This is a genomic window from Nonomuraea sp. NPDC050310, from assembly GCF_040655795.1.
Taxonomy (GTDB): Bacteria; Actinomycetota; Actinomycetes; order Streptosporangiales; family Streptosporangiaceae; genus Nonomuraea.
This window is the reverse complement of the sequence record NZ_JBFAKP010000005.1, coordinates 378,723-403,308: the sequence shown is the minus strand read 5'-3', so window position 1 is coordinate 403,308 and position 24,586 is coordinate 378,723. Positions and strand designations below refer to the sequence as shown.

Sequence of the window (24,586 nt, the reverse complement as noted above, 5' to 3'; positions counted from 1 at the left end):
CGTAGGTGATCAGGGAGCTGGCGCGCGTCGAGGAGGTTCGCTCGGCGTGCGGTGACGACGATCTGGCGGTGTGGGCCGCGCAGCGGCTCGACGGTGGCGCCCGGGCGTGGGCGCTGGGGGACGCGGTGGTGGCCGCCTGTCCTGGGCTGGCCCACCGTGACCGGCTGGTGGTGACCGGCGGTACGGCATGCGCGGTGGAGCTGGTGCGGTTCGCGCTGGCGGAGCTGGGCGGCTCGTATCGGCCGATGGGGTCGGCGTCGCTGCTGGAGGAGCTGGCGTTGAAGGTCGAGGGGCTGGAGATCGGCGGCAGGTTCTCGTGGATGAGCCTGCCCGCCCCGCCGCTCGGTGACGACGACGGGTGGCCGGGGGTGGGCTGGTTGCCCGTCTCGGAGGAGGGTGAGGTGGCGGCGCTGCTGGCCGTACACGCGCCCTCGTCGTACGCGCAGCCGGGGATGGCCGCGGTGCGGCGCTGGGCGGGCGTGCGGGTGGAGGGCGAGCTGGCGTCGGTGGCGGCTGACGCGTGGAGCACGCCGTCGGTGGGGTTGCTGGCCGGGGTGGCGACGGTCGCGCGGCATCGGGGTGCGGGGCTGGCCGCGCGGGTGTGCGGGTGGCTGGCCGGTGAGCTGGTGGCCGAGCACGGGCGGGCGGCGTTGATGGTGGACGACGAGAACGCGGCGGCGCTGGCGGTGTACGCGCGGCTGGGATTCAGCCGGCGGCGGCTGGCGGTGGGCTGGCTGCCGGCGCTCGCCTAGCGGGGACTCGGCTGGTCGGTTCGCGGCCGTCCGGCCGAGCCCAACCTCGGGCGGGATCCGCGTGCGGCGGGTGGCTTTCCTTCGGCGGGCCCGAATCTCTCTGGAGGGCGGTGCCCGGAAAACCGGGTGATTCCCGGCATGGGCGTCAGGCAGAGTTGACCTGGTGATGAGCGGATTCATACCAGGCCTGGACCTGTCGCGAGCTTTCTACACCGAGGTCGTCGCCCCCCTCGCCGGCTCCCTCCCGCACAGCGCCGCGCTGGTCGGCCCCGGCTCGGAGGTGCTGGCGTTCGACACCGCCCGTTCGGTCGACCACGACTGGGGGCCGCGGGTTCTGGTGTTCGTGCCGCCGGGCTGCGAGCAGGAGGCCACCGAGCGTATCGTGCCCCGCTTGCCGGCCAGTTTCCGCGGCTACCGCACGGTTTTCCCCTACCACGAGGTCGACCAGCCGGGTGTGGTGGTGAGCGAGCTGGGTGGCTGGTTGCGCGGCCTGCTCGGGTTCGACCCGCGTCAGGGCATGGACGTGCTCGACTGGTTGTCGGCCCCGTGGCAGCGCCTGGCCGAGGTGACCTGCGGCGAGGTCTTCCACGACGGCCTCGGTGAAGGGCTTGGTGACGGGATCGGTGAAGGCGGCTTGGAGGATGCGCGGGCGGCGTTGCGCTGGTATCCGGAGTCGATCTGGCGGTACGTGCTGGCCTGCCAGTGGCGGCGCATCGCGCAGGAGGAGCCGTTCGTCGGCCGCTGCGGCGAGGTCGGCGACGACGTCGGCTCGGCGGTGAACACCGCCCGGCTGGCCCGCGAGGTGATGCGGCTGGCGCTGCTGCTGCGCCGCCGCTATCCGCCGTACGCCAAATGGCTCGGCAGCGCCATGGCCCGCCTGCCCGGCTCGGCCGAGGTGTCGCAGGCCCTGGCCACCGCGCTGGCCGGCCGTACCTGGAGAGAACGGCAGGCGGGCCTGTCGGCCGCCTACGAGCGCGTGGCCGCTTGGCACAACCGCATCGCGCTCACCGAACCGCTGCCCGCCCGCGTGCGCGCCTTCCACAGCCGGCCGTTCGAGGTGATCGGCGGCGAACGGTTCGCCGAGGCGCTCCTGTCCGGCGGCGAACTGGCCGCCCTGCCGCCCACCGGAAGCATCGACCAGCTCACCGACTCGGTGGACGTCCTCATGCGGCCCCCGCTGGCGAGGGCGCTCACCCGGGCCGCCCTCGGCCTGTGACCGTTCGGCGGCCGCTCAGCCTTCGTACCGGTCGGCGTTCGCCTCGATCGCCTCCCGCAGAAAGGCCGCGACCCCCGGCATGACCTGGTCGACCGCCTCGGTGAAGCGCGGATCCTCCACATACAGCTGCCCCAGCCCGCGATGGACGGCGTAGCCGCAGTCGTAGAACCAGCGGCTGATGTAGCCCCGGTGGCGTTCGGCCAGATCCATCACCCGCGGATCGTCCGGCTCCAGCCCCGCCTTCAGTGCCTGCGCCACCTCCCGCATGAGCTGCTCGCCCTCCTCGCGCAGTTGCAGCCACTCGGCCTTGCCGTAGGAGGCGACCCGGCGGCGGGACTCGGCGAACTCCCGGCCGCCGCCCCAGCGCCGCTCGGCCTCGGCCTCGTGCTCCTCGGGCTTGAAGGAGCCGAACACCTCCAGCCGTTCGGCCGCCGTCAGCGTGATGCTGCTGCCGCGCGCCTCCATGGCCAGCTCGACCGCCGCCAGCAGGTCCTGGACGCGGCCCAGCCGTACCTGCAGCAGCTCGTGCTGGCGGCGCAGGTGGGTCATCTCGTCCACCTGCGGGTCGTCCAGGATGACGGCGATCTCCTCCAGGCCGAAGTCGAGCTCACGGTAGAACAGGATCTGCTGCAGCCGGACGAGATCGTCGTCGGTGTAGCGGCGGTAGCCGGCGGCGCTGCGCTCGCCGGGCGACAGCAGCCCGATCTCGTCGTAGTGGTGCAGCGTACGGACCGTGATCCCGGCCAGCCGCGCCACCTGCCCCACGGAGAAGCTCATGCCTCCAGCGTGCACCCTCCCCTCACGTGAGGGTCAACCGGAGCCGCCCGGCGACCTCATGATCGCCCCGACGTGCGCTGCGGAGCGTGGCGGGGGAGCAGCAGCGGTGTCGCCAGCACGAGCACCCCGGCCGCCCCGATCGCCGCGCGCGCCCCGACCAGGCCGCCCAGCACCCCCCACAGCGCGGTCAGCAACGCGTGGCCGCCCTGGTCGTCACCGCCCACGCCGTCAGCAGGCGCACCACCCGGCCGGGCTCGGCGCGCTCCAGACGGCAGGTGGCGAAGACCGGGTTGAACAGCCCGCAACAGAAGATCAACCCGAACTCGACGGCCATCACCAGCACCATCCCACCCGTCCCCGGCTGCGCGAACGCCAGCCCGACCGGCCAGAGCGCCCGTGCCGTCCCCGCCGCGACCAGCACGCGATGCTGTCCGAACCGGGCGACGAGCGGCCGGGCCAGCGATGAGCCGAACAGCCCGCCGACCGCCGGCGTGGCCACGGCCAGGCCGTACTGCCACGGCTCGAACCCGAGCTCACCCAGCATCAGTACGGCCAGCAGCGCGGCGGAGGCCATGATCAGGCCGTTGAAGACGACCGTGTTGGCCAGCAGCGGACGCAGCGTCGCATCACCCAGCACCTGCCGCCGCCCGTCCAGCACCTCCCCGCCCCACCCACCGCACCGCTGCCGGCGCTGTGAGGGGAACCGAGGCCGGGCGGTCCGAGGGAGGTCGGCCCGCGGTCCGGCCTGAGGCCAAGGGGTCCTAGCCACGGGCCGCGGCTGAGGTTCGGGCCGGGCTTGGGGTGGGGTGTGGGGCAGGTTCTGGGGCCGAGGTTGCGGCTGCGGTTCCTGGCCGCCAACCGCCCGGAGCGCCAGAGCCGACAGCAGGTAGCTGACCGCATCGCCCACCACGGTCACCACCGGCCCGAGCACCCCCATCGCCATACCCCCGAGCGGCGGCCCGACGACGGTGGCCGCCCACGCCGTGGACTCCAGCCGAGCCTGCGCCACCAGCAGTTCCCCAGCCGGCACCACCGCCTTCAGATAAGCCCCGGAAGCGGCCCGAAAGACGATGTCAGCAGCCGAAACCACTACCGAGACCAGCACAAGCTGCCCGAACGACAACACCCCCAGCCCGAACGCCCCCGGAACCGTCGCCAACGCCGCGCACCGCACCAGATCCATCCTGATCAGAACCGGGCGCTGGCGACGCCCCTCCAGCCACGGCCCCAGCGGCACCGCCATCGCCGCCCCCGCCAAAGCCCCCACCGACGACAACACCGCCACCTGCGCCGGACCTGCCCCCAGCACCTCGATCGCGATCAGCGGAAACGCGCCGAACGCCAGCCACGAACCCAGCGAACTGGTCCCGTACGCCGCCCACAACCACCCGAACCGCATCCGCAACCCCTCGCCCGCACAACCGATCGTTGACCGGAGGTATCAAAGCGATGGCAGATTCCCGGGGGCAAACAACCGTTGGGCCGCATCCCCACAACCAGGCGAGGCGCCCCCATGCCATGACACGGTTTCGGGCGCGACCAGCCGGAGCCGCCCGGCAGACGGTTCGGCGGGGGAGGGCACGCGCTCGCGGCTCAGGGAAGGGTGAGGATCACGGGCCCGTCCTCGGTGACAGCCACCGAGTGCTCGGAGTGCGTCGCCCGCCGCCCGCCCAGCGCCCGCAACGTCCACCCGTCCTCATCCACCGTGTACCGCCCGTCACCACCCGCGACGAACATGGGCTCGATCGCCAGCGCCAGCCCCGGCCGCAACACCATCCCGCGCCCCGCCTTGCCCCGGTTGGGCACCGCCGGGTCCTCGTGCATGTGCCGCCCGATCCCGTGCCCGCCGAAGTCCCGTGGCACGCCGTACCCGCCGGCCTTGGCAACTTGCTCGATCGCGGCCCCGACATCGCCCAGCCGCCCGCCGGGCACCATGGCGGCGATCGCCGCCTCCAGCGCCCGCTCGCCCGCCTCGATCAGCGCGGCGTCGCCGGGGGAGCCGGCCCCGATGGAGAAGCTGATCGCCGCATCACCCGCCCACCCGTCCAGGTACACCCCGCAGTCGACGCTCAGCAGATCCCCGTCGGCCAGGCGGCGGCGGGTGGGGATGCCGTGCACGATCGCGTCGTTGACCGAGGTGCAGATGACCGCGGGGAACGGCGTGGGCGCGAAATGCGGCTGGTAGTGCAGGAACGCCGGGCGTGCCCCCGCCTCGGCCATCACCTGCGCGGCCACCTCGTCCAGTTCCAGCAGGCTCACCCCGGCGGCCGCGTGCTTGCGCACTTCCTCCAGGGCCCGTCCGACGACCCGTCCGGCCTCGCGCATGGCCTGGACCTCGCCAGGCGTCTTGATCTCAACCATGCGGATAACTATACCGGTATTAAAATCCCGCTTGCTAGACTCTGCCCATGGTCCGCCCTCCCATGACCCCCGCCGAACGCCTGCGCGGCGAACGCCTCGGCACCGTCCTGCGCCAAGCCCGCGGCGACCGCAGCATCGTCGAAGTCGCCGCCGCGGCCGACATGTCCGCCGAAACCCTCCGCAAGATCGAAACCGGCCGGATCGCCACCCCCGCCTTCTTCACCATCGCCGCCCTCGCCACCACCCTCGGCGTCTCCCTCGACGAACTCGCCCACCGCCTCCTCCTCACCGACCCCGCCTCCGAACCGGTCTCCTGACCCCGCCCCGCACCCTGTCCCATCAGATGTACGGCGAAGCCGGACGCAGGCGTCCCGACCCGAACCCCAGCCCCGGCAGCATCACCGGCAGCAGTGGGTGGGGCGGGGAGTTGCCGGACGGGTGGCGGCACGTCCTGGGCGATGCGACGCTGCGTCCCCCTGACAGCGGACGCCCGCCCGAGTGGCCGGCCCTTCCGCGACCGAGTCACATGGCATGACACGGCCTCCCGTGATCCAGAGCCCGAGGTCCGTGAACTAGAGCCCGAGGTCCGTGAACCAGGACCCGAGGGACGGCCTCGACGTGACCCCTGGCCCCATGGCTCCCGAGAGCACCCGCCCCTACCGCAAGGCCCCGGTACTCTCACAGACCGTGACACGCGTTTGGGCCACGCCGGCCGCCATCCTCACCCTCGGCCTGGCCGCCGCGATCCTCCTGGCCACCAAGGGCACCCACCTCAGCGCCGCCATCATCGCCGCCGCCTTCACCGCCCTGGCCTGGCTCAATTCACCCCTGCTCTTCCTACGTCCCGTCACCGCCGCCCGCGCCCGGCACCTCAGCGCCACCGACGGCCGGCCCATCGTCTACTGGCGCCCACGCTGCAAGTACTGCATGCGCCTGTGCTTCCGCCTCGGCCGCCACGCCAAGCACCTCCACTGGGTCAACATCTGGACCGACCCCGAAGCCGCCGCCATCGTCCGCGCCGCCAACCACGGGAACGAAACCGTCCCCACCGTCGTCCTGTCCGGCCAGGCCCACACCAACCCCGACCCCACCTGGCTCCGGGCCCAGCTCCCCACCACCTCAGCAGAGGGAACGCCAGGACACCAGTAACGGCCCCGCGCGAGGCCAGGTGGGGGAGCACAAGTGGCGGGGAGAGCGGCTACCGCGACCGACCGGGCAGGCCCGCCACCGCTGCTAGCACACCAACACCTCGACCCCGGCTCAGCCACCCCGTACGTGAGACGACACGCGGTCCCGGGCGCATCACCCACCCCGCAACGCCACCCCGCCCAGCTCACCCACCCGAACGCGGACGCAACAACGGATGCGACCGCATCGCCACCTCCAGCTCACCCGGCAGCTCATCCCGATACCGCCCCAACGTCGACAGGTCGCTGTGCCCCAGCACCCGACGCACCGCATCCATGTCCACCGCATCAGCCAGCAAATGCGTAGCCGTCGTATGCCGCAACCCGTGCGGCGTCACCGAACGCCGCTGACCCGGCTCCACCCGCTCCTGCACCCGGTCGATGACCGCCTGCACATCCCCCCGAGCCAGCCGCCGCCCCCGCCACGACAACAACAACGCCTTGTCCGGCGACGCAGGCCGCCCCTCAGCCAAATACGCATCCAACGCCGCAGCAACCAACTGGGGGAGCGGCACATCCCGCGTCTTGCCCCCCTTACCGAAAATCCGCCAATACCGCACCCCGTCGTTGGTGAAGAAGTCCTCCACATTCGCCCGCACCAGCTCCGACACCCGCGGCCCCACCGTCGCCAGCAACAACACGATCAGCCCATCCCGCGCCTCGGTCCGCTGATCACGACGCCGCTCACCCTCAGGAGCCATCGACCGCGCCGCCCCGATCAACCCCTGCGCCTGCTCCCGCGTCAACGCCCGCCGCTCGGCCCGAAGACCCCCACGCTCACGCGCCGACACCGTCGCCATCGCCATCGGGTTGATCTGCACCCACCCCGCCAGCGTCGCATGCTTGAACAACGCCGAGATCGACCGCCGGAACCGCGCCTGCGACGACGCACTCTGCAACACCCCGGACCCCGGCTCACGACGCCGACCATCCGGCTTCCGCGCGAACGCCAGCAAAATGGCGTCCACATCCTCACCGGTCAGATCGTCAAGCACCCGGCCCTCACCGGCCAGCTCCACCAACGTCGCCACATCACGCGCGTACACCTCCGCCGTCGAAGCCGACAGCCCACCCGTGAGCGTCCGCGCGCGCACCAGCTCCACATACCGATCAGCCGCCTCGGCCACCGTCAGCCGATCGAGCTCCGCAGGCCGCACCCGACCCCCTCCACCCTCGACGAACCCGCCCTGCCCGGCGGACTGAACGACAAGCTAGCGGGCCCCACCGACACTTTCACCACCCCGCCGAAGAGGGAGAACACCAACCGGGACAGCGGGGGAGCGGCTCCGCCGTACTGCCACACAACACCACCACGAAACCACGGCCGCGGGCGGCAACAGCGAGGGCCCGGCTCGCCACGAGCCGGGCCCTCGCCCCACGCATCCCCTACCGACTCCGTCAAATGTCGCGGAACGTCTCAATCTGCGCCCCAACGGCATTCAACCGCTCAGCGAGGTCCTCATACCCCCGATTGATGACATAAACGTTCCGAAGCACCGAAGTTCCCTCGGCCGCCAGCATCGCCAGCAACACCACCACCGCCGGACGCAACGCCGGAGGGCACATCATCTCCGCCGAACGCCACCGCGTCGGCCCCTCCACCAGCACCCGATGCGGATCCAGCAGCTTCACCGACGCCCCCAGCCGCGTCAGCTCCGTCAGATAGATCGCCCGATTGTCGTAGACCCAGTCATGGATCAACGTCGACCCCTGCGCCACCGCCGCGATCGCCGCGAAGAACGGCACGTTGTCGATGTTCAGCCCCGGGAACGGCATCGGATGGATCTTGTCGATGGGGGAGCGGAGCTTCGACGGCAACACCGTCAGATCCACCAGCCGGGTCCGCCCGTTGGCCGCCGCGTACTCCGGACCCCGATCACACTCCAGCCCCATCTCCTCCAGGACCGCGAGCTCGATCTCCAGGAACTCCACCGGCACCCGGCAGATCGTCAGCTCCGAAGAGGTGACCACCGCCGCCGCCAGCAACGACATCGCCTCGACCGGATCCTCGCTGGGGGAGTAGTCCACATCCACGTCGATCTGCGCCACCCCGTGCACGGTCAGCGTCGTCGTCCCGATGCCCTCGACCCGCACCCCGAGCTCCTCCAGGAAGAAGCACAGGTCCTGCACCATGTAGTTCGACGAGGCGTTGCGGATCACCGTCACCCCGTCGTGCCGCGCCGCCGCCATCAGCGCGTTCTCCGTCACCGTGTCGCCACGCTCGGTCAGCACGATGGCGCGCGTGGGGGAGACCTCCGGGTCGACGACCGCGTGGTAGAAACCACCCGTCGCGGTCACCTCCAGCCCGAACTGCCGCAACGCCGTCATGTGCGGCTGCACCGTCCGCGTCCCCAGGTCGCACCCGCCGGCGTAGGGGAGGGTGAAGCGGTCGATCCGCCGCATCAGCGGCCCCAGGAACATGATCACACTTCTGGTACGGCGAGCCGCCTCGGTGTCCATCGACTCCAGCTCCAGCCGCGCCGGCTGGACGATCTCCAGATCGCCACCGTTGATCCAGCGCGCCCGCACGCCGATGGAGGACAGCACCTCCAAAATCCGGTAGACCTCCTCGATCCGCGCCACGTTCCGCAGGATCGTGCGGCCGGAGTTCAGCAGCGACGCGCACAGCAGCGCCACGCACGCGTTCTTCGAGGTCTTGACGTCGATACTGCCCGACAGCCGGCGGCCGCCCACCACACGCAGATGCATGGGACCCGAGTACCCCAGAGAGACGATCTCACTGTCGAGCGCCTCACCGATTCTGGCGATCATCTCAAGACTGATGTTCTGGTTGCCGCGCTCGATGCGGTTGACCGCGCTCTGGCTGGTGCCCAGGGCGTCCGCGAGCTGCAACTGCGTCCAGCCGCGGTGCTGGCGGGCGTCGCGGATGAGCCGTCCGATGCGGGCGAGGTAGTCGTCTGCCATAGTCGGCAACCATATCTCAGATATGAGATGCGGCAGCGGAAGGTGGGCCCGGTGTGGCGTCGGCGTGGCGGGGTGCGGGCGGGGCGGTCACGCGCCCGGGGTCACGGGATGCTCCGCCGTACGTCAAGGAGGGGGTGATCGACGAGGCGACTGGGTCAACCGTCCCTTCCGGCGAGAGTAAATCCCATACCAGACAGAATTCACCTTCTGTCTGGTATGGGATATTGTCCGGCCAAGAACGGTTCAAAGACGGCGGACGAACCGGACCGCGGCACGGTGGCTCATCCCGGCCTCGCCGCGCACCAGCAGCACGGCGTCCTGGACGAGGCCGCGCGCCTTGAGGTCGCGGATTCTTTCGAGGAGTTCGCCGCTGGGGGCGGTGGTCGGAGGCCGGTGGACGAATCGGACCGCCAGCATGATCAGCGCGAGGAGCAGCGCGGTCACGAGGATGGTCACAACGATCAGGCCGGATGTGGAGATCGCCAGGCTCGGCATGCCTCGATGGTAACGCGCCACACGCCGCGCACGCCCTGGTGCCGGCCCACGACAATCGCCGGTACGGCAGGCGAATCCCGCCGCCGACCGGATCCCGGGCGCCCGCCACCCGAAACCGATGGGGCGAGCAAGCCGTACGCTCGGGTGATGATCCTGTACGAACCCTATCACCCGATATGCTCGATAATGAACATTATGTCAAGTAGACCCTCTTCCGCCCCCTGACGTTTATCTTGACGGCCCGTGGAAATAGCGACACGTCTGTGATGTACGCACATAGTCTGATTGCCAGTAGCTACATCTGGATAAAGGAGTGCACCCGTGGGGAACGACACAGTCTTGTGCCAGGTGTGCCAGGGAGTCCTGCCCGCCTCCGGTCGTGACGCCTACACGCCGCTGCGTGGGCGGCTGATCGTGACGAACGGTTACTGCCGGGGTGGGTGCGCGCCGCGCCGTCCGGTGCAGGCCCCGGCGTCGGCGTCGGCGGAAGAGGTGACGCGGCAGATGGTGCGCCCGGTGGGTTCGCTCACTCCCCCGGTGCGTGTGTGAGGTCGGTGGCGTTCGGTGACTCGTGCCAGTAGTCGCGGGTCGTGCGGGCGAGTCCGTCTGGGTCGAAGGTGACGAAGACGCAGCCGGACAGGGTTGCCTGGTCGGTGGTGACGTGGTATTCGATGGCCGCGTGGTTGCCGTCGACGAGGGGTACGGCGAAGCGGGCTCGGGGGTTGGTCTCGTCGTGGAATGAGCGCCGGATGTAGTCGGTGATCTGGGTTTTGCCGTGGTGCGGGGGCCGGAACGGCATGGAGGTGTGGACGGCTTCGTCGTGGTAGAGGGCGGCGATGGTGTCGACGTCGTGGGTGCTCCAGCCGTGTTGCCAGGTGTCGGCGAAGTGCTGGGCGGCCTGCCGGGGGTTCATGGGGTCATTATCGGGTTGCGGAAGTGTCGGTGGCGGCGGCTAGGGTCTGCTGCGTGTCTGACTCTCCGTTGATTTACGCGCGTGGGCTGGTGAAGCGCTTCGGTGACTTCACCGCGGTCGATGGGATCGACCTGGAGGTGGCGCCGGGCGAGGCGTTCGGGTTTCTGGGGCCGAACGGGGCCGGTAAGTCGTCGACGATGCGGATGATCAGTTGTGTGTCGTTGCCGTCGGCGGGTGAGTTGCGGATTTTGGGGCGGGATCCGGTGTCGGAGGGTCCGTCGATCCGGGCGCGGCTGGGTGTGTGTCCGCAGTTGGACAATCTGGATCCTGATCTGACGGTGCGGGAGAATCTGACGACGTATGCCCGGTATTTCGGGTTGAGTCGGGCGCAGGCGCGGGCGAAGGCTGTGGAGTTGCTGGAGTTCGCGCAGTTGACGGAGAAGGCTTCGTCGATGGTGGAGCCGTTGTCGGGCGGGATGAAGCGGCGGTTGACGATCGCGCGGGCGATGGTCAACGATCCGGAGCTGGTGTTGCTGGACGAGCCGACGACGGGGCTGGATCCGCAGGCGCGGCATCTGCTGTGGGAGCGGTTGTTCCGGTTGAAGCAGCGGGGCACGACGCTGGTGCTGACGACGCATTACATGGATGAGGCCGAGCAGTTGTGTGATCGGCTGGTGGTGATGGACGGTGGGCGGATCGTGGCGGAGGGGTCGCCGCGGTCGTTGATCGGGCAGTACTCCTCCCCTGAGGTGGTGGAGTTGCGGTTCGGGCTGGAGGAGTTGGCGGGGTTCGTGCCGGCGCTGGACGGGATCGGTGATCGGGTGGATCCGTTGCCGGATCGGATTCTGCTGTATGCCAAGGACGGGGACGCGGCGGTGAACGAGGTGCATCGGCGGGGGTTGGCGCCGTCGAGTGTGCTGGTGCGGCGTTCGTCGCTGGAGGATGTGTTCCTGCACCTGACCGGCCGGACGTTGGTGGACTGATGGCGCATCCGACGTATGCGGTGTTCGAGCGGTACATGGTGTTGTACAAGCGGTTGTGGCGGGCGTCGGTGTTCTCGTCGTTCGCGTTGCCGTTGTTGTTCCTGGCCAGTATCGGGCTGGGGGTGGGTCAGTATGTGGGCGAGCTCGGCGGGGTGAGTTACGCGGCGTGGATCGTGCCGGGGGTGCTGGCGTCGACGGCGTTCCAGATGGCGGTGGGTGAGTCGACGTATCCGGTGCTGGGGTCGTTCAAGTGGGATCGTTCGGCGCATGCGATGTATGCCACGCGGGTGTCGGTGGGCGACATGTTGCGGGGCTGGTTGTTGTATCTGGTCGTGCGGGTGGAGATCGCGGTTGTGGTCTTCCTGGCGGTGGTGTGGGCGTTCGGGGTGGTGGCGTCGCCGTGGGTGCTGGCCACTCCCCTGGTCGCCGCGTTGTTGACGGTGGCGGTGGCGGCTCCGGTGACGGCGTTCGCGGCGTCGATCGAGCATGATAGCTATTTCGCGCTGTTGTTCCGGTTTGTCATGATTCCGGCGTCGTTGTTTTCCGGGGTGTTCTTCCCGGTGGACGAGCTGGGCGCGTTGCGGGTGCTGGCGTGGGTGTCGCCGCTGTGGCATGCGGTGGTGTTGTGCCGGGCGGCGATCCTGGGCGATGCGACTCCGTGGCCTTTGGTGGCGCATGTGGGGGTGCTGGTGGCGTTCGTGGCGCTGGGCACGTGGTGGGCTTCGGTGGCGTTCGCTCGCCGGCTGCGCGACTGAGGCCGAGGGCGGGTCGTCGAAGCTCTGCTGTGCACCGGCCGTTGGAGGGTGGGCCGGTCAGACGCAGCCGGAGAGGTCCTTGGTCTTGCCCACGGACTCGAACGCGGGCGGGAGCGACTTGTAGCGGCTAGGGACGGCGATCTCCCGTGCGACCGGGTGGGCGGGGATGAGGTCGCCGGCCGGCGGATACTTCCACCAGCGGCCGTCGAGGGGGTTGTGGACGTAGGCGTGGTTGATGCCTTCCCAGCCCTGGCTGGTGTCGAGCTCCATCTCGACCGTGTCGATGGTCAACTGGGTGCAGGCGTCGATCTCGACCTGGAAGTCGTAGGCCTGCTGGAAGGATCCGGCGGTCACCTTCATGCTGAGGAACAGCTCGGTGGGCATCGAGTTCGCGTTGGTGACGACGAGTTGGCCTCCGTCGAGGATCTCTGAGGCCCAGCCGGTCTCGGGCTGGAGTGCGACCCGGCCGATGAAGGCGGCGTGGGTGTCGGCCCGCTGCTGCTCGCTGATCGCCAGCGCGTTCATCGAGATCACCAGCGCTGGGACGGCGGCCAGTCCGGCGAGGGCGGTGCCGGTGGCGGTCCACCAGTGCACCGCTCGCCCCACGTGCCGTGGCGTCGCCGCTGCCTGGTGAGCGGCGTCGTGGTGTTCTCGCGCGGCCAGTTCGGCGCGGAGTCGTTCGATCTCGGCCTGTTGCCGCAGGAGGCGGGCCCTGTCGGCGGTTCGTGCGGTTCGTGTGGTCGTGTTCGTGACCGGCCGCGGGTGGCGGGTGCCGGTGCGGGGGCGCGCTGGTCGTTGCGGCGCCGGTTCGAGCAGGCGCCGGAGAGCGCGCGCGAGGCGTGGGCGGGCTCGCGGCATGCACCCCATGGTGCCTCGGCCGCGGCGGCGGTCGCATGTGGTTGCGGGAAAGGACGGAAACGTACGGGGAGATGAAGGAAAGGACGGGAAAGGACGGGAAAGGAGCCGGGTCTCCCCCTTTCCCGCGGTCGCTCATGATCGCGGCCTGGCCGTCCGGTGGTGTCAGCCGGCCAGGCTGATGAAGGCTCCGGCCGTCGCGATGACGGCGGCCAGGGGGTAGGTCCACCAGCGCGGCGCCGGCCCTTGCGACAGGACCTTGACGCCGAGCGGGATCAGGGCCACGCACAGGCCCGCTGCGGCGACGATGGACATCACGCCCGTGCCCTTGAGTACCCCGACCGGCATGGCCGCCATCAAGGCCAGGCCGACCGACGCCACCCGGCTCAGGGCGCCGGAGCGCCAGGCGGCGACCGCCAGGACGATCCAGCCGGCCATGGTCGCGAGGTTGATGGTCTGGAAGATGTGGAAGGAGCCGTACTGCGCGCTCACGGCCTGCTGTGCCGTACTGGTGCCTTGGACGGTCACCAGTTGGAAGGCCAGGTGGCTCACTCCGGCGTGGAAGGCGCGGGCGAACAGTCCCGCGAGGGTCAGGGCCAGCCCCCACTGCGCCCAGCGCGGGTGGGTGAGGCCGATCCTTCTGGCCACGGCCAGGACGGCCGGGCACAGCAGCACGATCCCGGCGGCGAGACAGCTGTAGGCGGCGGTCATCTGGGTGGGGTTGTCGGCGAAGGCGGCGAGCTGGGCGGGGAAGAACGCGTCGTGGCCGAGTTTCAGCAGTACGCCCGTCGCCACCAGCAGCGGGCCCGCGATGAGTCCGGTGCCTTCGATCCATCTGCCGGGCAAGTCGTTGTTCATGGTGTCGATTCAAGCGGCGGGGGCCTGGGGGCACATTGGCGTGCGGGCGAGCCTGGGAGGTAGAGCTGGCACTACCTTCGCTCGTTCAGGTAGGCCAGGACGGCTTGGACGCGCCGGTGGCCGTCGCCGGTGGGGGGCAGGTCGAGCTTGGTGAAGATGCTGGCGATGTGCTTGGCGACGGCGGCGTCGGTGACGACGAGTTGCCTGGCGATGGCGGCGTTGGCGCGTCCTTCGGCGATCAGTCCGAGGACTTGCAGTTCGCGGGGGGTGAGCCGGTGGAGCGGGTCGCGCCTGCGTCGCAGGAGCCGCCGTACGACCTCGGGGTCGACGACGGTGGCGCCGGCGGCCACTCTGGTGAGCGCGTCGACGAATTCGGTCACCTCCCCCACCCGGTCCTTGAGGAGGTAGCCGACTGCGGCGCCGCCGCCGGAGTCCAGGAGTTCGGCGGCGTAGGTCTGCTCGACGTACTGGCTGAGCACGAGCACCGGCAGCGGTGTCTGCGTGCGCAGGGCGACGGCGGCCCGGAGTCCTTCGTCGGTGAATCCGGGTGGCATTCGTACGTCGGTCACCACGACGTCGGGGCGATGCTGGTGCACCGCCTCGGTCAGGGCTGCGGCGTCGCCGACGGAGGCGACGACCTCGTGTCCGAAGCGTGCGATCAGTCCGGCGAGTCCCTCCCGCAGCAGCACGTCGTCCTCAGCGATCACGACCCGCATGGGTGTCCCTTCTCGAGTGGGGTACCGGGATGTCGACCCGGATGCGGGTGGGCCCGCCTTGCGGGCTGGTCACGGCGATGGTTCCTTCGAGGACGGCGAGGCGGTCCGACAGGCCGATGAGGCCGGTGCCGCGGGCCGGGTCCGCGCCGCCTTGGCCGTCGTCCTCGATCTGGAGCGTCAGCGTGTCGTCCTGGAGGCGGGCGCGGATCGACGCGTGCTGGGCTCGGCTGTGTTTGGCGATGTTGGCCAGGGATTCGGTGACGGCGTAGTAGGCGGCGATCTCCACGTCGGCCGGGGGGCGTGGTTCGATCACCAGGTCGAGGTCCACGGGGATCGTGGCGAGGTCGGCTGCCTCCCGTACGGCTGCGGCCAGTCCGCGGTCGGTCAGGACCTGGGTGTGCACGCCGCGGATCAGTTCGCGTAGTTCGGTCAGGGCGCGCTTGGCTTCCTCGTGTGCCAGGGCGAGTTGTTCGCCGGCGGGTGAGTCGGCGGGCAGGTCGAGTCTGGCCAGGCCGAGCCGCATGGACAGGGCGACCAGGCGTTGCTGGGCGCCGTCGTGGAGATCGCGTTCGATGCGGCGGCGCTCGACTTCGAAGGCGTCGACCAGGCGGGCGCGGGAGCGCAGGACTTCTTCGAGTTCGGCGTCCTTGCCGCCGAGCAGTCCTCGGATGATCGCGCCGCGTGCTCCGGCCCAGGCGGTGAAGGTGTAGGCGGCGGGTGGGAGCAGCAGCAGGCTTGCCGCGGTCACGGCGAGTGCGGGGCCTGTGGCGATGGCGTCGGGCGGCTGGACGAGGGGGGTGAGCATCAGCAGGATGGGGCCGGCGACGGTCAGGCCGACCATGATGACGTCGATCCAGCTCAGGATCAGCAGTGACGCCAGTCCGGCTCCTGCGGCCCGCTTGGGGGTGACCGTACCGCCTGCTCTGCGGTCCACCCAGGGCAGGCGTCGTTGTTCGAGCCGGCCCACCAGGGGTACGGCGGCGCACACCCCTGCGAGGGTGGCCGCTCCCCTGGCCCAGGTCTGTTCGAGCGTGCTGATTCCGGCGCCTGCCAGCACCGCGAGCCCGCACAGGGCCGCGCTGCACGCCAGGTATCCCAGTGCTCGCCACGGCCAGCCGGAGCCGAGGAAGGCCGTGGGCGGGAGTGCGATGGCCTCCAGGGCGGTGCGGACCCTCCTGTTCACGGGTGACAGTCTGCCGGGCTCCCGGATGGTCCGTCGCCTTGACCCCTGGGGACGCCCTAGCCCCTAAGGGGGACATCGTTGTACACTTCGGTGCATGATCGGTCATGAGGGGCTTCGGGCGTCCCGCACGCGGCAGTCGATTCTGGATGTCGCCACCGAGGTGCTCATCGCTGATCCGTCCGCGTCGATGGCCGATGTCGCCGCCGCGGCCGGGGTGGGGCGCACGACGTTGACCAAGCGGTATCCGACGCGGCAGGCGATGCTCGTGGCGGTGGCCCACGACGCGGTGGACCGGGTGGAGAAGGCGTTCGGCGAGGCGGGCCTCGACGTGCCGGACGAGCAGGTGCTGGAGGCGCTGCGGCGGCTGGTCACGGCGGTGATTCCGCTGGGGCCGCGGATCGAGTTCCTGGCGCGCCAGCCGTCGCTCGACCTGGACGAGGAACTGGCCGCGCGCATCCGGGCCTTCGACGAGCCGGTCGAGGAGCTGATCCGCAAGGGGCAGCGGGGCGGGATCTTCCGCGGCGAGGTGCCGGTGTGGTGGGCGGCGCTGACCTTTCACGGGCTGGTCTACAGCGCGTGGGAGGCGATCACGCTGGGCCGGCTGGCGCCGCTGGACGCGCCTGATCTGGTGGTGTCGACGTTGCTGGGCGGGATCGGCGCACCGTCCTGAGGAGATGGCCGGCGCGACGTGCGCCGCGGACCCGAGGAGGAAGCATGTCCATGATGAAGGACCTGGCGATCCGGGCGGCGGCGCGCACGCTGGCCGCCTGCGGGGACCGGATCGCGCCGCTGTACGTGCCGCGGCAGGATCCGTGGCCGTTGTATGAGCGGCTGCGGGAGCGGGGGCCGGTCTACCGCAGCGTGATCGGGTACGCCGCGGTCTCCTCCCACGAGCTGTGCTCGCGGGTGTTGCGGGGGCCGGAGTTCGGGATGCGGGACTCGGCCGGGCGGCTGCCGGCCTCGCAGGCGATCCCGCTGGGGATGGCGCCGTCGCTGCTGGAGCTGGACCCGCCCGACCACAGCCGGTTGCGGCGGCTGGTGGCGCCGGCGTTCCGGCCCAAGCTGATCAACGCGTTCCGGCCGCGGATCGAGGAGCTGGCCGGGCGGCTGCTGGAGCGGGCCGGGGCGGGCCCGTTCGATCTGATCGCGGATTTCGCGGCGCCGTTGCCGATCGCGGTGATCAGTGAGCTGCTGGGCATCCCGGAGGAGCGGCGCGGGGATTTCGCCCGGTACGGCACACTGACCGGCCTGGCGATGGACGGCCGGCTGGGGGTGCGTGAGCGGGCGGAGTTCGCGGCGGCGACGCGGTCGATGACGGCTCTGTTCGAGGAGCTGGCCGGGCGGCGGCGGTCCGATCCGGGTGAGGATGTGATCAGCGTGCTGGCGGCCGCGGTCGACGGGGAGCGGATCACGGCCGGGGAGCTGGTCTCCACGTGCCAGTTGCTGCTGATCGCGGGGTTCGAGACGACGGTGAACCTCATCGGCAACGGCGTGCACCTCTTCGGGCGCCATCGTGAGCAGTGGGAGCTGCTGCGCGCCGACGCGGGGCTGGCGGCCGGGGCGGTGGAGGAGGTGTTGCGTTTCGATCCGCCGGTGCCGCTGACCGGGCGGGTGGTCCAGCGTGAGGTGGAGCTGGGCGGGCGCCGGTTGCGGCGGGACACGCAGGTGCTGACCGTGCTGGCGGCGGCCAACCGTGATCCTGCGGTGTATGCCGATCCGGGGGTGTTCGACATCACGCGGGCGCAGGCCGCGGAGCATTTCGCGTTCTCCAGCGGGGTGCACTACTGCCTGGGGGCGCAGCTGGCGCGGATCGAGGGGGAGATCGCCTTCCGGGTGCTGGCCGAGCGGTTGCCGGGGTTGCGGGCGGCGGGGGCGGGGCGGTTGCGGCCCTCGGTGACGATCCGCGGGTTCTCGCAGCTGCCGGTGGCCGCCTAGTCCTCGGTGCGGGGGCCGCTCCCCCGCCGGGTGACGCGCAGGGCGCAGGCCGTACCGGCCAGGAGCAGGACGGTGAGGGCGGCGGTGACGTGAGGGTCAGGGTGAGGACGAAGACGGTGTAGGCGCCCATGACGAGCCAGCAGGCGGCCAGGCCGGGTTTGACGCCTGCGGGGCGCAGGGCGGCGGGGTCGAGGAGCGGGTGGCGGGCGCGGGTCTCGTGGCGGGCGAAGAGGGCCAGCAGGGCGGCGCCGGCGGCCAGGGTGATCCAGGCCCAGGCGGGCCAGCCGTGGCCGGGGCCGAAGATGAGCGGCAGGGTGAGCGCGGTCATGGCCAGGGTGAGGACGGCGACGCCGGCCGGGTCGAGGCGGGCGCGGGTGTCGGGGCGGGCGCGGGGCAGCAGGCGGGGTCCGGCGATCAGTACGGCGACGCCGATCGGGACGTTGAGCAGGAAGACCGGGCGCCAGGACAGGCCGAACAGGTCGGTGCTGACGATGAGGCCGCCGAGGACCTGGCCGAGGGCGACGCCGAGGGCCAGGACCATGCTGTAGAGGCCGATGGCGGTGCGGCGGGCGGTGGCGTCCCAGTGCTGCTGGATGAGGGCGAAGATCTGCGGGGTGAGCAGGGCGGCGCCGACGGCCTGGGCGATGCGGGCCAGGACGAGGGTGGTGGCGTCGGGGGCCAGGCCGCACAGCAGGGAGGCGGTGGTGAACCAGCCGAGGCCGAGCAGGAAGGCGCGGCGCTGGCCGAGCAGGTCGCCGAGGCGGGCGCAGGAGACCAGCAGGACGCCGGTGGTGAGCAGGTAGCCGGAGACGATGAGCTGGATGGCGCTGCCGTCGGCGTCGAGGTCTTCGCGCAGGGTCTGGGCGGCCACCGAGACGATGGAGCCGTCCATGGAGGCCATGGCCTGGCCGGTGAGCAGGACGGCGAGCATCGGGCCGCGCCGGACGGCCGGCGCGCAGTCGGCTGGCGCGGAGTCGGGTGGTGCCGGGGCGGGTGGTGCGGTCATGGCAGCCAGGATCGGCCGGGCGGGGGCCGGGGGTCTTGAAGATTCTTGCGAGGCCCCCCGGGCGCTATTTGAGGAGGATCTTCTCCATGCGGTGGGCGGCGATCTTCATGCCGATCGCGAGCATCGCCACCAGGTAGAGAGCGTGCAGGGCCAGGCCCGGGGTGGGGGTGAGCATGGTGGCGGCGCGGACGAGTTCGACCGAGTGGTAGAGCGGGGTGGCGTAGACGAGCCACTGCAGGGCCGTGGGGTAGGTGTCGACGGGGGCGAAGGTGCCGGAGAACAGGAAGAGGGAGAACTGGGCGGCGGTGAGCAGGTCGAAGTCCTGCCAGCCGCGCATGAAGGTGGAGGCGACCATGCCGATGGCGCCGAAGGCGAAGCTGACCAGGAGGGTGATCGGCAGGGCGAGCAGGGCTCCGGCGGGGGTGGTCAGGCCGAAGGCGACCATGACCAGGAGGAAGGCGAGGGTGTAGACGGTGCCGCGGATGACGGCCCAGATGAGCTCGCCCAGGGCGGCTTCGATGGGGCGCACGGGGGTGGCCAGGACGGCTTCGAGCGTTTTGGCGTAGCGGAGCTTGAAGAAGAAGTTGAAGGTGGTCTCCGACAGGGCGCCGGACATGGCGGAGACGGTGAGCATGGCGGGGGCCACGAAGGTGGCGTAGGGGATCTCGCCGTGGTGGGCGGTGGGGATGGTGCCGACCAGGGCGCCGACGCCGACGCCGATGGACAGCAGGTAGAGCAGGGGCTCGAAGAAGCCGGACAGCAGGACGAGCCAGTAGGCGGGGCCCGAGCGCAGGGCGCCGACGTTGCGGCCCACGACGGCGCCGATCCGGCCGGCGTGGATCCGGTTGGTTGCGGCCATGGTGAGCATGCGGCTGGGTGTCCTTCGGGCGGTCGGCGGGGTGGGCGGGTGTGAGCCTACGGGGGCGGTCCGACAGTTTCCGGGCCGGCCCACGGGCCGGCCGGGAACAAACAGCCGGAATCAGAAGCAGACGGGCTCGGGAAACGGCAGGGGAGGCGGGTCAGGTGGTGGGCGGGTAGAAGGTGATGGTGGTGACGGCGGTGCGGGGCAGCGGGCCGTACAGGTGCGGGAAGCCGCCCTCGACGCGCACGTCCAGCCCGGCGGGGTCGATGTGCAGCACCAGCAGCGGTTCGGTGACGCCCGCGTAGAAGGCGGCGGCGACGCCGTCGAGCTGGTCGAGGTCGGCGCTGCAGTGGATGAAGCCCTCCTGGTCGAGGGTGCGTCCGAGGGTGGAGACGGTGTAGGTCTCCCCCGCCTGCCGCCAGTCGCGTTCCAGGGCCAGGTGCAGGATCATGCCAGGGCCTCCAGTGCCCGGTCGACGTCGTCGGTGGTGTTGTACAGGTGGAAGGAGGCGCGCAGGTTCCCCGCCCGTACGGCGGCGCGGACGCCGGCGGCCTGGAGCTTGGCGGCGTCGGCGCCGGGGGTGGTGACGATGGCGCTGTCGCCGGGCGGCTGGCCGAGGCCGGCGCGGAAGCGGTTGGCCAGGGCGAGGTTGTGGGCGTGGATGGCGGGCACGCCGATCTCGTTGATGAGGTCGAGGGCGGGTGCGGCGCCGACGTAGCAGAACCAGGCCGGTGACAGGTCGAAGGCGGCGGCGTCGGGTGAGAGGGTCATGGGCAGGCCGTAGTAGCCGGCGTGGCCGGGCGTGCCGTACCAGTTGGCGGCCAGGGGGCGCATGCGTTCGCGCAGGCGGGGCGAGGTGTAGGCGAAGGCGGCGCCGCGTGGCGCCATGAGCCATTTGTAGGCCGAGCAGACGACGGCGTCCAGGCCGTCGGTGGTGAAGGGGAGCCAGCCGGCGGCCTGGCTGGCGTCGGTGACGACGAGCAGGTCGTGGGCGCGGGCTGCGGTGATGATGTCGGTGAGGGCGGCGACCTGGCCGGTGGCGGACTGCACGAGGCTGAAGGCGACGGCGTCCAGGCCGGGGTGGATGGCGTCGGCCAGGCGGTCGGGCGGGGCGGTCTCGACGGTGGCGGCTTGGGCCCAGGGGAACAGGTTGCTGGTGAACTCGATGTCGGGGACCAGGACGCGGGCGCCGGGTGGCAGGGCGGTGGCGATGCTGGAGACGAGCTGGGCGCCGGTGGAGCTGATGGTGACGTGGTCGGGGGTGGTGTCCAGCAGGCGGGCGAAGCCGGCGCGGGCGCGGTCGGTGGCGGCGTCCCAGGTGCTCCAGTCGGTGCTGCCGCGCCGCCACTGTGCCAGGGCGGTGTCGAGGGCCTGGCTGGCGGCGCGGGGCGGCAGGCCGTAGCTGGCGGTGTTGAGGAAGCCGGGGTCGGCCTCGAACAGGTCCTTGGCGTCGATCAGGGCGTTCACTGCTGGGCACGCCATTCGGTGGCGAGGATGGCGTAGACGGCCTCGTCGACCCATTCGCCCTTGACGAACTCGTTCTCGATCAGGTGGGCTTCGCGGCGCATGCCGAGTTTTTCCAGGACGCGGGCGGAGGCGGTGTTGCGGGCGTCGAGGCGGCCGGTGATGCGGTGCAGGTGGAGGTCTTCGAAGCCGAGGCGGAGCAGTTCGCGGGCGGCTTCGGGGGCGTAGCCGCGGCCGTGGTGGCCGGGGTGCAGGATGTAGCCGATCTCGCCCTGCTGGTGGGCCTGGCTGGTCCAGATGAGCAGGACACTGCCGATGAGTTCGCCGCTGTCGCGCAGGGTGACGGCCAGTTCGAGGACGTCGCCTTCGGCGTTGAGCGCGGTGCGGTTGAGGTTCCTGTCGAGGGCGGCCTGGGCGGCGGGCAGGTCGCGCGGTTCCCAGTACAGGTAGCGGGCGACGTCGGGGCGTGAGCTGTAGGCGTACAGGGCGTCGAGGTCGCCGGGGGTGAAGGCGCGCAGCACGAGGCGTTCGGTGGTGAGGGGAAGGGTCGGCTTCAGCACGTGGTGCAGTCTACGAGCGGCGTTCGGGCGGGTGCGAGCGGGTTTCGACCTGGGATTTCAGCGTGGGTCGGCGCCGTTCAGTGGCCGCCGGCGAGGTTGAGGACGACGACGCCGGCGATGATGAGCGCGATGCCGGCGATCTTGGCGGCGGACAGGGTCTCGCCGAGGAAGACGGCGCCGATGACGGCGATGGCGGCGGTGCCTGCGCCGGACCAGACGGCGTAGGCGGTGCCGATGCCGAGCTGGAGTTTCAGCACCTGGGCCAGCAGGACGAAGGAGGCGAGGTAGCCGGCGGCGACGGCGGCGCTCCACCAGTTGGTCAGCCCGTCGCTGAGTTTGAGTGCGGTGGTGGCCAGGACTTCGGTGGTGATGGCGAGGGCGAGCAGGAGCCAGGCCATGGCAGGGGCGGATCCTTCGGAGCTGGGTGCGGGGGTCGGGCGTCACTTTAGTGGAGTGCCTTGCGAGCTGGGTCGAATGCGTGTTCCATTGTTTGTCGTGGGCTGGGACGTGCTTTCGCTCGTGGATGCGGTGGATGAGCGGCCGCTGATCGAACGCCGGTCGGTGGCGCGGGCGGGGCTGCTGGAGACGCAGGCTCGCACGGTGATCGAGCGGGTGCCGGCGTGGGCGGGGATCCCGCAGCGGTGGGGGGTTTCGCCGTATCGCGGGTGCGTGCACGCCTGCCGGGGGTGCGGGGCGCGTGGGGCGCACCGGCGGCTGGGGCTGGACGCGGGGCGGGATTTCGACGCGCGGATCGTGGTGAAGGCGAACGCGGCGGTGCGGCTGGAGCGGGAGCTGGTGGCGTGGGGTGGTGAGGAGCTGGCGGTGGGGGTGGCCGGTGACTGCTACCAGGAGGCCGAGGCGCGTTATCGGCTGATGCCGGCGATCGTGGCGGCGGCCGGGCGGGCGGGGGTGCCGCTGACGGTGTACACGAAGAGCCCGCTGGTGGTGCGGGATGCGGGGCTGCTGGCGCGGGCGGGGGTGCGGGTGGCGGTGTCGATCGGGTTCGTGGACGAGCGGATCCGGCGGGAGGTGGAGCCGGGGGCGGTCAGCGCGCAGGCGCGGCTGGAGCTGGTGGCGGCGTTGGCGGAGGCGGGGGTGGCGGTGCATGTGCTGATGGGGCCGGTGCTGCCGTTGCTGAGCGATGGCGCCGACCAGTTGGAGGCGACGGTGCGGCGGATCGCGGCGGCGGGGGCCGGCGGGGTGTGGCCGGTGGTGTTGCGGTTGCCGGCGGCGACGCGGGCGGGGTTCACCGCGTGGCTGGCCGAGCGGCATCCGGGGCTGGTGGAGCGGTATGAGCAGGTGTACGACCGGCCGGGGATGCCGGCGGCGGGGTATGAGGCGCGGATCGTGGCGCAGATCGAGGCGCTGGCGGCGGCGTGCGGGATGGCCCCGGTGGGCGGGGTACGGCAGGGCAAGACCGAACCCGGTCAGCTCGCCCTGATCTGAGGCGGGCCGTAGACCGAACAGCGGGGAAACAGACGACGGGTCAGGTGGTGTCGCGGGCCAGTTCGGTGGCGTCGTGGGCGCTGAAGACGCGTACCTGGGCCGGCAGGCGGCGTAGCTGTTCGAGGCTGTCCAGGCGGCGTTCGTGCTCGACGGCGGCCAGGCGCTGCAGGAGCCGGTGCGCGGGCGGGCAGTAGGGCGGGTCGGCGATCTCGCCGTGGAAGAAGTAGGCGTCCCCGGCGTGCAGGAGCCAGCCGTCGCCGGTGCGGACGGCGACGCCGCTGTGGCCGCGGGTGTGCCCGGGCAGCGGGACGAGCGCGAACCCGTCGAGCTTGTCGAGCGGCTGGGCGCGCAGGCCGTACCACAGGTCGCCCTCGTCGGTGTAGGGCCGCCACAGCGGCCCGTGGGCCCAGGTGGCGGGCTGGTAGCGGCGGCGTTCTGCGGCGGTGGCGGGGCGGCGGGCGGCGTCGAGTTCGCGCCCGTGCAGGTGGACGCGGGCGTCGGGGAAGGCGTGCAGGCTGCCGGCGTGGTCGAGGTCGAGGTGGGTGAGGACGATGTCGCGCACGTCGGAGGGGGCGTAGCCGAGGCGGCGTAGCTGGGCGGGCATGGTTTCGGCGGGGTCGAGGTCGGGGTTGAAGGTCCAGCGGAAGGCCAGGCCGAGCCCGCGGCCGAGGCCGGTGTCGACGAGGGCCAGGCCGTGGGCGGTCTCGACGACCAGGCAGTGGCAGACGACGGGGGGCGCGCCGGCGGGCCGCATGGTGCCGCAGTTGAGATGAAGGACCGTCATCTGTCCCAGTATGGTCGCCTGATGAAGATTCGACAGGGTGGGGTGGCCGACGTCGGCGCGGTGCTGGCGATGTTCGACAGCGCGGTGGCGTGGCTGGCCTCGCAGGGCCGGACCGGGCAGTGGGGGTCGGAGCCGTTCACCGGCAACGGCAAGCGCGAGGCGCAGGTGCGCGCCTGGGCGGAGTCGGGCGGGATGCGCATCGCCGAGGTGGACGGGGTGCCGGCCGGGACGGTGACGGTGGGTGCGGTGCCGCCGGCCTACGTCGAGCCGGCCAAGGTGGCCGAGCTGTATGTGCAGGCGCTGGTGACCGACCGCCGTTTCGCGGGCCTGGGGGTGGGGCGGGCGCTGCTGGAGTGGTCCTACGGCGAGGCGGCCCGGCTGGGCGTGGCGGTGCTGCGGGTGGACTGCTACGCCGGTGACGACGGCCGGTTGGTGGCCTTCTACGAGAGTTGCGGGTTTCGGCGGGCCGAGCCGTTCACGGTGGGGACGTGGCCGGGGATGGTGCTGGAGCGCGAGCTGACCGGGGCGTGAAAGGCGAAAAGGGGGGTGGCCG

At 71.3% G+C, this 24,586-nt stretch carries 28 protein-coding genes and 1 pseudogene; 10 read left to right on the top strand and 19 right to left on the bottom strand.

Translation table 11 applies throughout. From position 1 onward, the window contains the following. Positions 1–5: 5 nt before the first annotated feature. Together AB0I67_RS17055 and AB0I67_RS17050 are read left to right on the top strand one after the other, a co-directional pair. Entirely contained in the window at positions 6–752 is a 747-nt protein-coding gene (locus AB0I67_RS17055) for a GNAT family N-acetyltransferase (protein WP_357924020.1), read from the top strand. Positions 753–918: 166 nt separating this feature from the next. After that, positions 919–1,968, top strand: coding sequence for a DUF4037 domain-containing protein (locus AB0I67_RS17050; RefSeq protein WP_357924018.1), 1,050 nt, complete (start codon positions 919–921; stop codon positions 1,966–1,968). A 15-nt stretch (positions 1,969–1,983) separates the two neighbouring features. Here AB0I67_RS17050 and AB0I67_RS17045 read toward each other — a convergent pair whose 3' ends face one another. From AB0I67_RS17045 to map, 4 genes are all read right to left on the bottom strand, one after another. Then, a complete protein-coding gene (locus AB0I67_RS17045) occupies positions 1,984–2,745 on the bottom strand; it encodes a MerR family transcriptional regulator (RefSeq protein WP_357924016.1) in 762 nt (253 codons plus the stop codon). 56 nt (positions 2,746–2,801) lie between these two features. Further along, positions 2,802–2,969, bottom strand: a complete 168-nt coding sequence (locus tag AB0I67_RS17040) for a hypothetical protein (protein ID WP_357924014.1) — start codon at positions 2,967–2,969, stop codon at positions 2,802–2,804. Beyond that, complete coding sequence (locus tag AB0I67_RS17035) at positions 2,933–4,144, bottom strand: MFS transporter (RefSeq protein ID WP_357924012.1); 1,212 nt, start codon at positions 4,142–4,144, stop codon at positions 2,933–2,935. The genes AB0I67_RS17040 and AB0I67_RS17035 overlap by 37 nt, the downstream gene beginning before the upstream one ends. A gap of 194 nt (positions 4,145–4,338) precedes the next feature. Then, a complete protein-coding gene (gene map, locus AB0I67_RS17030; RefSeq protein ID WP_357924010.1) occupies positions 4,339–5,106 on the bottom strand; it encodes a type I methionyl aminopeptidase in 768 nt (255 codons plus the stop codon). A gap of 47 nt (positions 5,107–5,153) precedes the next feature. Here map and AB0I67_RS17025 point away from each other — a divergent pair, with 47 nt between their 5' ends. Both AB0I67_RS17025 and AB0I67_RS17020 read left to right on the top strand, forming a co-directional pair. Then, complete coding sequence (locus tag AB0I67_RS17025) at positions 5,154–5,423, top strand: helix-turn-helix transcriptional regulator (RefSeq protein ID WP_357924009.1); 270 nt, start codon at positions 5,154–5,156, stop codon at positions 5,421–5,423. 370 nt (positions 5,424–5,793) lie between these two features. Continuing rightward, a complete protein-coding gene (locus AB0I67_RS17020; protein WP_357924007.1) occupies positions 5,794–6,255 on the top strand; it encodes a glutaredoxin domain-containing protein in 462 nt (153 codons plus the stop codon). 184 nt (positions 6,256–6,439) lie between these two features. On the opposite strand, the gene AB0I67_RS17015 is transcribed toward AB0I67_RS17020, so the two are convergent. The 4 genes from AB0I67_RS17015 to AB0I67_RS17000 all read right to left on the bottom strand — a co-directional run bounded on the left by AB0I67_RS17015 (position 6,440) and on the right by AB0I67_RS17000 (position 10,626). Further along, on the bottom strand, positions 6,440–7,450 hold the full coding sequence (locus AB0I67_RS17015) for a tyrosine-type recombinase/integrase (RefSeq protein WP_357924005.1): 1,011 nt from the start codon (positions 7,448–7,450) through the stop codon (positions 6,440–6,442). A gap of 241 nt (positions 7,451–7,691) precedes the next feature. After that, on the bottom strand, positions 7,692–9,218 hold the full coding sequence (locus tag AB0I67_RS17010) for a UDP-N-acetylglucosamine 1-carboxyvinyltransferase (RefSeq protein WP_357924003.1): 1,527 nt from the start codon (positions 9,216–9,218) through the stop codon (positions 7,692–7,694). Positions 9,219–9,461: 243 nt separating this feature from the next. Next, positions 9,462–9,713: a hypothetical protein gene (locus tag AB0I67_RS17005; RefSeq protein WP_357924001.1), complete on the bottom strand. Its 252-nt coding sequence runs from the start codon at positions 9,711–9,713 to the stop codon at positions 9,462–9,464. 526 nt (positions 9,714–10,239) lie between these two features. Next, positions 10,240–10,626: a nuclear transport factor 2 family protein gene (locus AB0I67_RS17000; protein WP_357923999.1), complete on the bottom strand. Its 387-nt coding sequence runs from the start codon at positions 10,624–10,626 to the stop codon at positions 10,240–10,242. 53 nt (positions 10,627–10,679) lie between these two features. Here AB0I67_RS17000 and AB0I67_RS16995 point away from each other — a divergent pair, with 53 nt between their 5' ends. Next, complete coding sequence (locus AB0I67_RS16995; protein WP_357923998.1) at positions 10,680–11,609, top strand: ABC transporter ATP-binding protein; 930 nt, start codon at positions 10,680–10,682, stop codon at positions 11,607–11,609. After that, positions 11,609–12,364: an ABC transporter permease gene (locus AB0I67_RS16990; protein ID WP_357923996.1), complete on the top strand. Its 756-nt coding sequence runs from the start codon at positions 11,609–11,611 to the stop codon at positions 12,362–12,364. Before AB0I67_RS16995 ends, AB0I67_RS16990 begins: the two co-directional genes overlap by 1 nt. 57 nt (positions 12,365–12,421) lie before the next feature. Here AB0I67_RS16990 and AB0I67_RS16985 read toward each other — a convergent pair whose 3' ends face one another. The 4 genes from AB0I67_RS16985 to AB0I67_RS16970 form a co-directional block, all read right to left on the bottom strand. Beyond that, the gene (locus AB0I67_RS16985) at positions 12,422–13,222 is read right to left on the bottom strand and encodes a hypothetical protein (RefSeq protein ID WP_357923995.1); all 801 of its coding nucleotides are present in this window, start codon (positions 13,220–13,222) and stop codon (positions 12,422–12,424) included. A gap of 162 nt (positions 13,223–13,384) precedes the next feature. Beyond that, positions 13,385–14,077, bottom strand: coding sequence for a hypothetical protein (locus AB0I67_RS16980; protein ID WP_357923993.1), 693 nt, complete (start codon positions 14,075–14,077; stop codon positions 13,385–13,387). A gap of 71 nt (positions 14,078–14,148) precedes the next feature. Beyond that, on the bottom strand, positions 14,149–14,793 hold the full coding sequence (locus AB0I67_RS16975) for a response regulator transcription factor (protein ID WP_357923991.1): 645 nt from the start codon (positions 14,791–14,793) through the stop codon (positions 14,149–14,151). Beyond that, a complete protein-coding gene (locus tag AB0I67_RS16970) occupies positions 14,774–15,976 on the bottom strand; it encodes a histidine kinase (RefSeq protein ID WP_357923990.1) in 1,203 nt (400 codons plus the stop codon). Before AB0I67_RS16970 ends, AB0I67_RS16975 begins: the two co-directional genes overlap by 20 nt. A 94-nt stretch (positions 15,977–16,070) precedes the next feature. On the opposite strand from AB0I67_RS16970, the gene AB0I67_RS16965 reads away from it, so the two are divergent. Together AB0I67_RS16965 and AB0I67_RS16960 are read left to right on the top strand one after the other, a co-directional pair. Then, positions 16,071–16,646 (top strand): TetR family transcriptional regulator, encoded by a 576-nt coding sequence (locus AB0I67_RS16965; protein ID WP_357923988.1) that lies wholly within the window; start codon positions 16,071–16,073, stop codon positions 16,644–16,646. Between the two features lie 44 nt (positions 16,647–16,690). Then, a pseudogene (locus AB0I67_RS16960) lies at positions 16,691–17,746 on the top strand (cytochrome P450); the annotation flags it as partial. On the opposite strand, the gene AB0I67_RS16955 reads toward AB0I67_RS16960, so the two are convergent. From AB0I67_RS16955 to AB0I67_RS16930, 6 genes are all read right to left on the bottom strand, one after another. After that, positions 17,709–18,917 carry an MFS transporter gene (locus AB0I67_RS16955; protein ID WP_357923986.1) on the bottom strand — a complete coding sequence of 403 codons (1,209 nt, stop codon included), beginning with the start codon at positions 18,915–18,917 and terminating at the stop codon, positions 17,709–17,711. The pseudogene AB0I67_RS16960 and the gene AB0I67_RS16955 sit on opposite strands and share 38 nt — an antisense overlap. Positions 18,918–18,981: 64 nt before the next feature. Then, positions 18,982–19,785 carry an ABC transporter permease gene (locus AB0I67_RS16950; RefSeq protein ID WP_357923984.1) on the bottom strand — a complete coding sequence of 268 codons (804 nt, stop codon included), beginning with the start codon at positions 19,783–19,785 and terminating at the stop codon, positions 18,982–18,984. 151 nt (positions 19,786–19,936) lie between these two features. Continuing rightward, complete coding sequence (locus AB0I67_RS16945) at positions 19,937–20,230, bottom strand: DUF952 domain-containing protein (protein WP_357923982.1); 294 nt, start codon at positions 20,228–20,230, stop codon at positions 19,937–19,939. Beyond that, positions 20,227–21,246 carry an aminotransferase class V-fold PLP-dependent enzyme gene (locus AB0I67_RS16940; RefSeq protein WP_357923981.1) on the bottom strand — a complete coding sequence of 340 codons (1,020 nt, stop codon included), beginning with the start codon at positions 21,244–21,246 and terminating at the stop codon, positions 20,227–20,229. The genes AB0I67_RS16945 and AB0I67_RS16940 overlap by 4 nt, the downstream gene beginning before the upstream one ends. Further along, on the bottom strand, positions 21,243–21,803 hold the full coding sequence (locus tag AB0I67_RS16935) for a GNAT family protein (protein ID WP_357923979.1): 561 nt from the start codon (positions 21,801–21,803) through the stop codon (positions 21,243–21,245). Before AB0I67_RS16935 ends, AB0I67_RS16940 begins: the two co-directional genes overlap by 4 nt. A gap of 77 nt (positions 21,804–21,880) precedes the next feature. Then, positions 21,881–22,201 carry a multidrug efflux SMR transporter gene (locus AB0I67_RS16930; RefSeq protein ID WP_357923978.1) on the bottom strand — a complete coding sequence of 107 codons (321 nt, stop codon included), beginning with the start codon at positions 22,199–22,201 and terminating at the stop codon, positions 21,881–21,883. A 121-nt stretch (positions 22,202–22,322) separates the two neighbouring features. On the opposite strand from AB0I67_RS16930, the gene AB0I67_RS16925 reads away from it, so the two are divergent. Continuing rightward, positions 22,323–23,249, top strand: a complete 927-nt coding sequence (locus AB0I67_RS16925) for a radical SAM protein (RefSeq protein WP_357923976.1) — start codon at positions 22,323–22,325, stop codon at positions 23,247–23,249. 40 nt (positions 23,250–23,289) lie between these two features. Here AB0I67_RS16925 and AB0I67_RS16920 read toward each other — a convergent pair whose 3' ends face one another. Further along, positions 23,290–24,033, bottom strand: a complete 744-nt coding sequence (locus tag AB0I67_RS16920) for an MBL fold metallo-hydrolase (protein ID WP_357923975.1) — start codon at positions 24,031–24,033, stop codon at positions 23,290–23,292. Between the two features lie 21 nt (positions 24,034–24,054). Here AB0I67_RS16920 and AB0I67_RS16915 point away from each other — a divergent pair, with 21 nt between their 5' ends. Then, a complete protein-coding gene (locus AB0I67_RS16915) occupies positions 24,055–24,564 on the top strand; it encodes a GNAT family N-acetyltransferase (RefSeq protein ID WP_357923973.1) in 510 nt (169 codons plus the stop codon). Positions 24,565–24,586 lie beyond the last annotated feature (22 nt).